General features: G+C 54.4%; 12 protein-coding genes. 11 read left to right on the top strand and 1 reads right to left on the bottom strand.

The genetic code is table 11. The features are described 5' to 3' along the window. The 7 genes from RTY00_RS10085 to RTY00_RS10055 form a co-directional block, all read left to right on the top strand. Positions 1 to 2104, top strand: a 2104-nt coding sequence (locus RTY00_RS10085) for a DNA internalization-related competence protein ComEC/Rec2 (RefSeq protein WP_312664335.1), incomplete at its 5' end; no start/stop codon positions are given. Between the two features lie 34 nt (positions 2105 to 2138). Continuing rightward, a complete protein-coding gene (msbA, locus tag RTY00_RS10080; protein ID WP_277975706.1) occupies positions 2139 to 3887 on the top strand; it encodes a lipid A ABC transporter ATP-binding protein/permease MsbA in 1749 nt (582 codons plus the stop codon). Then, entirely contained in the window at positions 3884 to 4885 is a 1002-nt protein-coding gene (gene lpxK / locus RTY00_RS10075) for a tetraacyldisaccharide 4'-kinase (RefSeq protein ID WP_312664334.1), read from the top strand. Before msbA ends, lpxK begins: the two co-directional genes overlap by 4 nt. Positions 4886 to 4907: 22 nt before the next feature. Further along, positions 4908 to 6125 carry a winged helix-turn-helix domain-containing protein gene (locus RTY00_RS10070; RefSeq protein ID WP_312664333.1) on the top strand — a complete coding sequence of 406 codons (1218 nt, stop codon included), beginning with the start codon at positions 4908 to 4910 and terminating at the stop codon, positions 6123 to 6125. A gap of 90 nt (positions 6126 to 6215) precedes the next feature. Next, a complete protein-coding gene (locus RTY00_RS10065) occupies positions 6216 to 6398 on the top strand; it encodes a Trm112 family protein (protein WP_007887424.1) in 183 nt (60 codons plus the stop codon). Then, the gene (gene kdsB / locus RTY00_RS10060; protein ID WP_256696098.1) at positions 6395 to 7144 is read left to right on the top strand and encodes a 3-deoxy-manno-octulosonate cytidylyltransferase; all 750 of its coding nucleotides are present in this window, start codon (positions 6395 to 6397) and stop codon (positions 7142 to 7144) included. The genes RTY00_RS10065 and kdsB overlap by 4 nt, the downstream gene beginning before the upstream one ends. 110 nt (positions 7145 to 7254) lie before the next feature. Beyond that, positions 7255 to 8148: a YcbJ family phosphotransferase gene (locus tag RTY00_RS10055; RefSeq protein ID WP_312664332.1), complete on the top strand. Its 894-nt coding sequence runs from the start codon at positions 7255 to 7257 to the stop codon at positions 8146 to 8148. Here RTY00_RS10055 and elyC read toward each other — a convergent pair. Further along, positions 8128 to 8913: an envelope biogenesis factor ElyC gene (gene elyC / locus RTY00_RS10050; RefSeq protein ID WP_312664331.1), complete on the bottom strand. Its 786-nt coding sequence runs from the start codon at positions 8911 to 8913 to the stop codon at positions 8128 to 8130. The two genes, RTY00_RS10055 and elyC, sit on opposite strands and share 21 nt — an antisense overlap. A 124-nt stretch (positions 8914 to 9037) precedes the next feature. On the opposite strand from elyC, the gene cmoM reads away from it, so the two are divergent. The 4 genes from cmoM to RTY00_RS10030 all read left to right on the top strand — a co-directional run. After that, a complete protein-coding gene (gene cmoM / locus RTY00_RS10045) occupies positions 9038 to 9808 on the top strand; it encodes a tRNA uridine 5-oxyacetic acid(34) methyltransferase CmoM (RefSeq protein ID WP_154153018.1) in 771 nt (256 codons plus the stop codon). A gap of 11 nt (positions 9809 to 9819) precedes the next feature. Continuing rightward, the gene (mukF, locus tag RTY00_RS10040; RefSeq protein WP_007887410.1) at positions 9820 to 11142 is read left to right on the top strand and encodes a chromosome partition protein MukF; all 1323 of its coding nucleotides are present in this window, start codon (positions 9820 to 9822) and stop codon (positions 11140 to 11142) included. Then, positions 11123 to 11857, top strand: coding sequence for a chromosome partition protein MukE (gene mukE / locus RTY00_RS10035; RefSeq protein WP_312664330.1), 735 nt, complete (start codon positions 11123 to 11125; stop codon positions 11855 to 11857). Before mukF ends, mukE begins: the two co-directional genes overlap by 20 nt. Continuing rightward, positions 11854 to 12035: ATP-binding protein (locus RTY00_RS10030; RefSeq protein ID WP_312664329.1), on the top strand; the 182-nt coding region annotated here is incomplete at its 3' end. The genes mukE and RTY00_RS10030, both read left to right, overlap by 4 nt.

Below are 12035 nucleotides of genomic sequence, written 5' to 3'. Positions count from 1 at the left end.
AGGGATTACTCTGTTAATGTTGGCCTGGACATTGAATGAAGCTCGGCTGATGATCAATGCAATTGAGGATCTGACTGCCACATCGATTGAAGCCACAGTACGAATTACCGAAGTGCGTGAACAAAAGCAGCAGCTAACCGTGCAAATCTTGCGAGTCGGCCAGCGTTATCAATTTCCACCTCTCTTTGTGACGCTCAATAGTGCTTCTACTGAGCAACCATTTTGTGCCGGTCAGCGCTGGCAGATGAAACTGCGACTGCGTGCCGTGCACGGCAGACTGAACGAAGGGGAGTTCGATCTGCAGCGTTTTGCTTTGTCGAATCACACTCCGCTGCAAGGTCGCATCATCAGTCAGCAGGCGGAATCGCTAACCTGCAACTGGCGTACGCGTTTCATTGATTACCATTTAGCTAAATTTGTTAGTCTCCAACAACCCGCAATTATGCAGGCTTTAGCGTTTGGCATACGTGCCAACATGACTGAAGAACAGCGACAGTTGCTGCGTGAGACCGGCACTGCCCACTTGATGGCCATCTCAGGAATGCACATTGCGTTAGCTGCCAGTGTTGGATGGCTATTGGCGCGTGCAATTCAGGTGATTTTCCCCGCTCATTTGATAGGCCACTTGTTTCCACTGCTGATTAGCATCATAACCGCAGCACTTTACACATGGGTTTCTGGCAGCCATGCACCGGCCCAGCGCGCGATTATCGCACTCATACTTTGGACAGGTATTCGTAGCGTTGGTTGGCAACTCAGTGGCTGGCAAGTCTGGGCGTTTTGTATTGGCGCATTGCTGGCACTTGATCCATTAACCGTTCTTTCCGAAAGCTTTTGGTTGTCATCACTGGCGGTCGCGATGCTGATTGTTTGGTATCAATGGTTTCCATTGCCGCATCGCTTTTGCTCAAAGCGTCGATGGCTGCTACTGCAATTGCTGCATCTGCAGCTCGGCATGATGATCCTCATGGCTCCGCTACAAATCTTCCTGTTTCAGGGAATAAGCCTGAATGCTTTATTGGCAAATCTGATCGCGGTGCCGGTTGTGTCATTTGTCACGGTGCCACTGATATTGCTGGCAATGCTCTTGCCTGTGCCGCCGATTTCAGCGGGATTGTGGTATCTGGCGGACCTTTCTATAAACAAAGTATTGCTGGTGCTGCAGTGGTTACCCGCTGGCTGGTGGGCATGGAGCGATACCTTACCCGCGATCGTGCTGCTGTGGGTGGGATTACTTCTCTGGCGCAGCAAGCTGATTTATCGCAGCCTGATGCCGTGTTGTAGCCTGGTACTCGCGATTATCCTCTGGCGCAGTTCTACACAGCGTGATGATTGGCAAATCGACATGATTGATGTTGGGCACGGACTGGCCATTGCCATTACTCAGGGCAATGAAGTGGTGCTTTATGACGTTGGACCGGGCTGGAAGCAGGATGATGCCGGTTCACGCGTCATCCTGCCATGGTTGCAGTATCACAGCAGAAGCCTTCATTCTCTGATATTAAGCCACAAGCATCTTGATCACCGTGGTGGGCTACACTCATTGCTCAAAACTAATCCAGCGGTAGAAATTCGTAGTGCTTTAATGGAAGAGGGACACCTGCCATGCTTCCGAGGCCAGCGGTGGCATTGGGGGAAATTGCACTTTACCGCCTTGTGGCCGCCGGAGAATCAGACCCAGGGACAAAATAACGATTCATGTGTGGTGCGAGTCGATGACGGGCAATTTAGCGTATTGCTCACCGGTGATATTGAGTTAGAAGCCGAGAGAAAAATTGTCGCGCTGGAAAAAGATGCACTCAGCGCGACGATTTTGCAGGTGCCGCACCATGGCAGTCGCACTTCGTCAGGCGCGTTACTGTTACGTAATGTTGCTGGTAAGACTGCATTCGCTTCGGTGGCGCGTTATAACGCCTGGCGTATGCCAGCACCAGCCGTGGTGCAGCGCTATCGTCAGCAAGGCTACATGTGGTACGACACGGCACAATCGGGGCAGATTCATGTGGGTATCAGACAAGGTCATTGGCAAATTAAGGGCTTAAGAGAGCAAATAAAGCCTCGCTGGTACCATCAGTGGTTTGGCGTCAAACGCGATTCCAGGTAGAATGAGCGGCTATTTCAAACAGCGTGAATAAATAATGCATCAAGATAAAGATCTCTCAACGTGGCAGACATTCCGTCGACTCTGGCCGATGATTGCGCCCCACAAGGCTGGCCTGTATGTGTCAGCGGTGGCGCTGATACTCAATGCGGCAGGCGATACCCTGATGCTCTCTCTGTTGAAACCTTTACTGGATGATGGCTTCGGTAAAGCTGACAGATCCGTAATGCTGTGGATGCCGCTGGTGGTAATCGGCCTGATGCTGGTGCGTGGTGTGACCAGCTATATCTCCAGTTACTGCATCTCATGGGTTTCCGGCAACGTGGTCATGAATATGCGTCGCCGTCTATTCGGCCATATGATGGGCATGCCGGTAACATTCTTTGATCAGCAGTCAACGGGTACTTTGCTATCACGCATCACCTACGATTCTGAGCAGGTTGCTTCTTCTTCTTCAAGCGCACTGGTTACCGTGGTGCGTGAAGGGGCTTCGATTATTGGCCTGTTCATCATGATGTTCTATTACAGCTGGCAGCTGTCTCTGATTCTCATTGTGCTGGCGCCGATCGTCTCTTTTGCTATTCGTACCGTTTCCAAGCGCTTCCGCAGCATCAGTAAGAACATGCAGAACACAATGGGACAGGTGACGACCAGCGCCGAACAGATGCTTAAAGGGCATAAAGAAGTGCTGATTTTTGGTGGTCAGGAAGTTGAGGCAAACCGTTTTTCTCAGGTTAGTAACAAGATGCGTCAACAGGGCATGAAACTGGTGTCGGCGTCTTCAATCTCCGATCCTGTGATTCAGTTGATTGCCTCGCTGGCACTGGCATTCGTGCTTTATGCCGCCAGCTTCCCAAGTGTGATGGAGACATTAACAGCCGGTACCATCACCGTGGTCTTCTCTTCAATGATTGCTCTGATGCGTCCGCTGAAGTCACTGACCAACGTCAATGCGCAGTTCCAGCGTGGTATGGCGGCTTGCCAGACGCTGTTCTCGATTCTCGACAGTGAGCAGGAAGTGGATAACGGCAAGCGTGAGATGGATCGCGCCAAAGGTGATGTTGAATTCCGCAACGTGACCTTTACCTATCCAGGCCGTGAAATCCCTGCGCTGCGAGATATCAACCTGTCGCTGCCTGCCGGTAAAACGGTTGCACTGGTCGGTCGTTCCGGTTCGGGTAAATCCACCATGGCCAGTTTGTTGACGCGCTTCTACGACATCGACAGCGGTGAAATCTTGCTGGATGGTCACGATTTGCGTGAATACACCCTGCGCTCGCTGCGTAACCAAGTCGCGCTGGTTTCCCAGAACGTGCACCTTTTCAACGACACCATCGCCAACAACATTGCGTATGCCCGCAATGGTCAGTACACGCGTGAACAAATCGAACAGGCTGCGACCATGGCGCATGCGATGGACTTCATCCAGAAGATGGATAATGGCCTCGATACCGTGATTGGCGAGAACGGCGTGCTGCTCTCCGGTGGTCAGCGTCAGCGAATTGCAATTGCGCGCGCGTTACTGCGTGACTGCCCAATCTTGATTCTCGATGAAGCCACATCAGCGCTCGATACCGAATCTGAGCGGGCGATTCAGGCCGCACTTGATGAGCTGCAGAAAAACCGTACTTCACTGGTGATTGCGCACCGTCTGTCGACCATTGAAAAAGCTGATGAGATCGTCGTGGTTGAAGATGGGCGCATTGTCGAGCGTGGTACTCACAGCGTGCTGCTGGAACAGAAGGGCGCCTATGCGCAGCTTCACAAGCTGCAGTTCGGTCAATGATCGAACGCATCTGGAGCGGGCGCTCGCCGTTGTGGCTACTGCTATGGCCGCTGAGTCTGCTTTATGGGGCGATCACCTGGCTGATTCGCCTCAGCTTCCAGCGCGGGTGGCGAAAAAGCTGGCGTGCACCTTGCCCGGTGATTGTGGTGGGGAACCTCACCGCAGGCGGGAATGGTAAAACGCCCGTAGTGATCTGGTTGGTGCAGGCGCTGCAACAACGCGGTTTACGTGCTGGCGTGGTGTCGCGGGGTTACGGTGGAAAGGCTGAACGTTATCCTCTGCTGGTTACCGCTGAAACGCCTACGGCGCAGGCAGGCGATGAACCTGTTTTAATCGCTCAGCGCACGCAGGCGCCAGTCGCGGTTGCGCCGCAGCGGCGTCTGGCGGTAGAAGGCCTGCTCGCTGCGCACGATCTGGATGTGATCATTACCGATGATGGCCTGCAGCACTACGCGCTGCAGCGCGATCGTGAAATCGTGGTGGTGGATGGTATGCGTCGTTTTGGCAACGGCTGGTGGTTACCGGCTGGGCCGATGCGTGAACGTGCCTCGCGACTTCAGACGGTGAATGCGGTGATCGTTAATGGTGGTGATGCGCAGACGGGCGAAATTGCGATGACATTGCAGCCCGGTCTGGCAGTAAACCTGATCAGCGGCGCAACCGTAGCATTAGAGCAACTGCCGGAAATTGTCGCGATGGCCGGTATTGGTCATCCGCCGCGCTTCTTTAACACGCTCAAACAGCAAGGTATTCAGCCAGTGGCAGAAATTGCCTTCGCCGATCACCACGCTTACAGCGAAGACGAATTGCAACGTCTGACTCAGGCAGAACAGTGCTTATTGATGACGGAAAAAGATGCGGTGAAATGTCGTGGATTTGCTCGCCCAAACTGGTGGTATCTACCGGTGGATGCGCATCTGCAGGGCGCGGCGGTGGCAACCTTGTTAGACGATATCACTCATCTCTGCACCAACGCGCGCGACGCCCGTTCGCGCTAACCACCGAAAAGGGAATTGAGTCATGAACCTCGCCGCTTCCCTCTCGTTACAAACTGCTCGTCACCTTCATCTGGCTGCTCAGGGACTGTTACGTCCTTTGGGCCGTCGGGCGCGCTTTAACGATATTCACGCCACTGTACGACAAATGTCTCTGCTGCAAATCGATACCATCAATGTGGTGGCTCGTAGCCCTTATCTGGTGCTGTTTAGCCGCCTTGGCGCATATCAGGCCAATTGGCTGGAACAGGCGCTGGCATCTGGAGCGTTATTTGAATATTGGGCGCATGAAGCCTGTTTTATTCCTTTCGAAGATTACCCACTGCTGCGCCATCGCATGCTGGAACCACAGCGACTTGGCTGGAAGTACAACCAACAGTGGGTTGAGGAACATCAACAGGAAATCACTGATCTTCTGCAACACATCTCCGCCAATGGTCCGGTACGTGCTGCCGATTTCAGCAATGATAAAAAGACCAAACCAGGCTGGTGGGTGTGGAAGCCGCATAAGCGTCATCTGGAGAATTTGTTCAGTGCCGGTCAATTGATGGTGGTAGAACGGCGCAACTTCCAACGAGTTTACGATCTGCACAGCCGCGTAATGCCGGACTGGATTGATGAACAGCATGCACTAAGTGAAGACGAAGCAGTCATAAAGATGCTGAGTCACAGCGCGCGCAGCCTCGGCATTTTTCGTGACAGTTGGCTAGCAGACTACTATCGCCTCAAACGCGCACCGCTCAAGTCGTGGCTCGCGGATGCCGCCGCGCGCGGAGAGATAGTTCGCGTTGAGGTCGAGCAACTGGGCGAAATGTGGCTGCACCACGCGTTATTGCCGTTGCTGGAAAAGCCACTCTTGGCCACGCATACCGCGCTGTTGTCACCCTTTGATCCGGTGGTTTGGGATCGTCGTCGTGCGCTGGAGCTGTTTAATTTTGATTACCGCATTGAGTGCTACACGCCAGCGGAGAAGCGCAAATATGGTTATTTTGTCTTGCCAGTGCTACATCGCGGCGTATTGAAAGCGCGTATCGACGCCAAAATGGAGCGTCAGGCAAAACAATTGGTAATTCGTGCATTCTGGCTGGAAGAGGGCACACGCGTCAGTAACGCTTTCCTTAATGATGTACAAAAAGCCATTAATCGCTTTGCTGCGTGGCAAGGTGCCAACGAAGTGATTATCGAAAATGCGCCAGCAGAACTGCTGGCTGTCTGGTCAAATCGCTGGTCGATTGATGAATAAAGCCGCCATTTGTCTGGCTTGAGTGCGCCATTCACGCGCACGCTATTATGCTATGCTAACCGCCTGATTCGGTCCTGAATGGAGAAGATTATGGATCACCGTTTACTCGAAATCGTTGCCTGCCCGGTATGCAACGGAAAACTCTATTTCAACAAAGAGCAGCAAGAGCTGATCTGTAAACCAGATGGCCTGGCTTATCCGGTACGTGACGGCATTCCAGTGCTGCTGGAAGTGGAAGCGCGTACGCTGTCTGTTGAAGAGATTCATCCATGAGTTTTGTTGCCATTATTCCTGCGCGTTACGCTTCAACGCGTCTGCCCGGCAAACCGCTGGTGGATATTCAGGGTAAACCGATGGTGCTGCACGTCATGGAACGCGCGCGTGAATCGGGTGCCGATCGCGTGATTGTCGCCACCGATCATCCGGATGTGGCGGCGGCGGTAACTGCAGCGGGCGGCGAAGTGTGCATGACGCGAGTCGATCATCAGTCTGGCACCGAGCGGTTGGCCGAAGTGATCGAAAAGTATCAGTTTGCCGACGACACGATCATCGTTAATGTGCAGGGCGACGAGCCGATGATCCCGGCGGAAATTGTACGTCAGGTAGCAGGTAATCTGGCGCAATCCGAAGCCGGCATGGCGACGCTGGCGGTGCCGATCACCGATGCAGAAGAAGCCTTTAACCCAAACGCGGTGAAAGTGGTGATGGACGCCAAAGGTTATGCGCTTTACTTCTCACGCGCCACCATTCCCTGGGATCGCGAGCGTTATGCTCAATCGCGCGAGCAGATTGGCGACACGCTGCTGCGCCACATTGGTATCTACGCCTATCGCGCCGGTTTTATCCGTCGCTATATCGCGTGGGAACCTTGCCCGCTGGAGCACATTGAGCTGCTCGAACAGCTGCGCGTGCTGTGGTACGGTGAAAAGATTCACGTCGCGGTGGCAAAAGCTATCCCAAGTGTTGGGGTGGATACGCCGGAAGACCTTGAGCGGGTTCGTCTCGCTATGCAGGGTTAATCTCCGACCGGCCAGCGGCTCTCGCTGGCCTTAAAGTTTGATCTGGCGCTAAGCTTTGCGCCGCCATCACCTCCAGCATATTCCAGCCCTTTGACTTCGGAGGATATTGCATGGAACAGCTCCGTTCAGAACTCGCGTTGGTGCTCGGTGAAAGCATCAGCCGTCTCGAAACCATTAGCGAGCAGACGCACACGCGGCTGTATGCGCTTTACGACAACGCCGGTAAACCGATGCCGCTGGTGGCGAAGTATTTTCGTCATCAGGGACGCGCGGCGCTGGAAGCTAAAAAACTGACCATGCTCGGACGTGATGGCATGATCGCCGTGCCCGCTGTGTTTGGCCTGGTGCTCAGCCAGCAAAAACCGGTGCATGAAATGTTGCTGATGGCGCGCTTCAACGGCGTCTCGGCGGAAGCTCCGGCACGCAGCGCAGCACGCTGGGAACAGCTGTGCGAGCAGATCGTCGAAGGCGTATTGGCGTGGCATCGCATCGACAGTCATGGCTTAGTCGGCAGCGTGGACAGCGTACAGGAAAATAGCTGGCCCGCATGGTATCGACAGCGGGTTGATGTGCTGTGGTCAACGCTGGGTTATCTGTCGCCGCCGTTTTTCACGCTGGAAGATCGTCAGATTCTATTTCGCAGCCGTCAGTTATTAGCGCGTCTTTTCAACGGATTTGACGATCCCTGCGTGTTGATGCACGGCAATTTGCGCTTAGCCAGCATGTTGAAAGATGCGCACAGCGATCAGTTAATTGCGATGATGCAGCCGGGCAACATTCTCTGGGCACCGCGCGAATACGATCTGATGCGCCTGGCGGATAGCGGCGCGGAAGCGTCACTGCTGCAACACTATCTGCAGCGTGCGCCCGTGGCGGAAGGTTTCCTCTGGCGACGCTGGTTGTATCAGTTGTGGGATTGCGTCGACACGCTGGTCAGCAGCGGACAGTTTGACCGTCCGCGTTTCGATCACGCCCGTGCGCAATTACTCCCCTGGCTGGGTTGAGGTGAGATCGTCACCGCGCAGCTTCTGCCAGATCTGTCCCAGCGTTTCATAGATCGCTCGCTCACTGTGACCGAGCCACAGCGGTGACGGAATCGCGCGTTCCCACCCGTTGAGCGGTGATGTCACCGCCAGCTGGTTCGCCGGTGCAGCCAGCGGATTCATGCCAGCACTTTGGAAGAATTGCATCGCACGTGGCAAGTGGTTGGCGGATGTCACCAGTAAAAACGGATGTTCCCCAATCGTCTGTTTTACCGCGCGCGCTTCACCAATCGTATCCCGTGGTTGATCCAACTGAATAATCGCTTCTGGCGGTACGCCAAGACTTTCTGCCACTTCAGCCGCCACGCTGGCGCTGCTGCGTGGATTTTCGCCTGCCGCTGCGCCCGTGAAGATCATTTTCGCCTGCGGAAAGCGCCGCCACTGACGCACGCCTTCGGCCACGCGCGGCAAACTGTTACTGATTAAATTCGAACTCGGCGCCCAATTCGGATTGAAGGTATAGCCGCCGCCAAGCACCACGATATAATCGACCGGCTCGTTACCGTTCCAGGTGGGAAAATGATTTTCCAGCGGTAACAGCAAGCGATCGGCAACCGGCTGCAGGCTTAACACCAGCAGTAGTAGCCAGCTGCAAGAGATAAGGATTTTGCCGCTTTTTTGCCAGCGGCTGAACCAGAGCAGCAAAAGTCCTGTCGCCATCAGCAATAACAGCAGCGGCAAGGGGAGCAACATCCCGCCAATGACTTTTTTAAATGTGAAAAACATCGAATATGGCCTCTTTTGTCCAAAAAAACAGCTGCCAGACGGTTACTGCGGCATGAAAGGTTCATTCTTGTTGAGCCTGTGACAAAATAGCACAAGTTGAATGCAGCAAAGCGGAGCCATCATCATGCAGGATCGTAACTTTGACGATCTGGCGGACAAATTCTCACAGAACATTTATGGCACGCGCAAAGGGCAAGTGCGCCAGGCGATTGTCTGGGACGAGCTGGAAGCCCTGTTACCGACACTGCCTGCCGGACCTTTAAAAGTGCTGGATGCCGGCGGCGGCGTGGGACAAATCTCAAGCGGGCTGGCGGCGCGCGGCCATCAGGTGGTGCTGTGCGATCTCTCTGCTGAGATGCTGAAGCTGGCGGAAGCTCATGCGCTCGCCGCAGGTGTGAGCCACAACATGCAATTCAAACAAATTAGCGCCCAGCAGGTGGGCGAACATTTGGATACGCAGGTTGATCTGGTATTGTTTCACGCGGTGTTGGAATGGGTCGCGCATCCGGAAGAGGTGCTGCAAGCGCTGTGGCACACGCTTAAGCCCGGCGGCGTGCTGTCGTTGATGTTTTACAACGCGCACGGCTTAACCTTCCGCACTCTGACGCTCGGCAATTTCGGCTATATGCGCGCCAATATGAGCAAACGCAAAAAGCGCACGCTGTCGCCCGATTTCCCGCGTGATCCCGATGATGTGACGCGCTGGCTGACAAACTGTGGATTTGAAATTGAACGGCGTGCGGGCATTCGCGTCTTCTGTGATTATATGAAGCCGCAACCCGGCGCAGGGAAGAGCGTTGAGGAAATCATTGAGATGGAACGGCGTTTCTGTCGCCAGGAGCCCTTTTTAAGTTTAGGGCGCTATATCCACGTGACCGCGCGCAAACCCAGCTAGAAGGATCAACTATGAGCGAATTTTCCCAGACGGTCCCCGAATTGGTGGCATGGGCGCGCAAGAACGATTTTTCGCTTGCGCTGCCGGTAGAACGTCTGGCCTTTTTGCTGGCCATCGCCACCTTAAACGGTGAGCGCATGGACGGCGAGATGAGTGAAGGCGAGCTGATTGACGCGTTTCGTCACGTTAGCAAAGCATTCGAACAAACCCACGAAACCGTGCAGGTCCGTGCCAACAACGCCATCAATGACATGGTGCGTCAGCGCTTGCTTAATCGCTTTACCAGCGAGCTAACGGAAGGCCACGCCATCTATCGTCTGACACCGCTCGCCATCGGCATTACCGACTATTACATCCGTCAGCGCGAGTTCTCCACGCTGCGCCTGTCGATGCAGTTGTCGATTGTGGCACAAGAGTTAAAACGTGCCGCAGATGCCGCCGAAGAAGACGGTGACGAATTCCACTGGCATCGCAATGTGTTTGCACCACTGAAATATTCGGTGGCGGAAATCTTCGATAGCATCGACATGACGCAACGTCTGATGGATGAGCAGCAGCAAGCGGTGAAAACCGATATTGCCGATCTGCTCAACAAAGACTGGCGCGCAGCGATCTCCAGCTGTGAAATGCTACTGTCGGAAACTTCCGGTACGCTACGTGAACTGCAGGATACGCTGGAAGCGGCGGGCGATAAGCTGCAGGCCAATTTACTGCGCATTCAGGATGCGACGCTAAGCAGCCCGGATCTGGGCTTTGTCGATAAGCTGGTGTTTGACCTGCAAAACAAGCTCGATCGCATCATCAGCTGGGGCCAGCAGGCTATCGATCTGTGGATCGGCTACGACCGCCACGTACACAAATTTATTCGTACCGCCATCGACATGGATAAGAACCGCGTGTTTGCGCAGCGTTTACGCCTGTCGGTGCAAAACTATTTCGATCAGCCGTGGGCGCTAACCTACGCCAATGCCGATCGTCTCTACGATATGCGCGATGAAGAGATGACGCTGCGTAATGACGAGGTGATGGGCGAGCTGCCGCCGGAAATGGAATACGAAGAGTTTAATGAGATTCGCGAGCAGCTGGCCGCGATGATCGAAGAGGCGCTGCAAATTTATAAGCAGGAGCAGAAGCCGCTCCATCTTGCCACGGTGATGCGCGACTATCTGTCGCAGTATCCGCGCGCGCGCCACTTTGATCTGGCGCGTATCGTCATCGATCAAGCGGTGCGACTCGGCGTGGCCGAAGCTGATTTAGCCGGTCTGCCTGCGCAATGGCAGGCCATTAATGATTACGGAGCCAAGGTGCAGGCACATGTCATCGACAAATATTGAACAAGTGATGCCAGTTAAACTGGCATTGGCTCTGGCAAACCCGATTTTCCCGGCGCTCGATAGCCAGTTACGCGCGGGTCGCCACATTGGCATTGAAGAGCTGGATAATCACGCCTTCCTGATGGATTACCAGGAATTTCTCGAAGAGTTTTACGCGCGCTACAACGTTGAGCTGATCCGCGCGCCGGAAGGCTTCTTCTATCTGCGTCCGCGTTCAACCACCTTGATTCCGCGCTCGGTGCTGTCCGAGCTGGACATGATGGTGGGCAAAATTCTTTGCTATCTCTATCTCAGCCCGGAACGTCTGGCGAATGAGGGGATTTTTACCCAACAAGAGCTTTATGACGAACTGCTGTCGCTGGCCGATGAGAGCAAATTGCTCAAGCTGGTAAACCAGCGCTCCACCGGTTCCGATCTTGACCGCTCCAAGCTGCAGGAAAAAATGCGTGCGTCGCTGAGTCGCCTGCGCCGTCTTGGCATGGTGTGGTTTATGGGCAACGACAGCAGCAAATTCCGCATCACCGAATCGGTGTTCCGCTTTGGTGCCGACGTGCGCAGCGGTGATGATGCGCGTGAAGCGCAGCTGCGCCTGATTCGTGACGGTGAAGCGATGACGCTGGAAAGCGCGCCGGCTGCGGCAGAAAACGATGAAGCAGATAACGATATTGACGCTGAAAGCGACGCGAGTGATAACGCGGAGGATGAGCAAGCATGATTGAACGCGGTAAATTTCGTTCGCTAACGCTGATCAACTGGAACGGCTTCTTTGCCCGTACTTTTGATCTTGATGAACTGGTCACCACGCTTTCGGGCGGTAACGGTGCGGGTAAATCCACCACCATGGCCGCCTTTGTGACGGCGATGATCCCTGACTTAACCTTGCTGCACTTCCG

Origin of the sequence: Pantoea sp. CTOTU49201 (assembly GCF_032054795.1) — a bacterium.
GTDB classification, from domain to species: Bacteria; Pseudomonadota; Gammaproteobacteria; order Enterobacterales; family Enterobacteriaceae; genus Pantoea; species Pantoea symbiotica.
The sequence above is the reverse complement of the archived record's forward strand: the minus strand, read 5'-3'. Positions and strand labels throughout refer to the sequence as shown.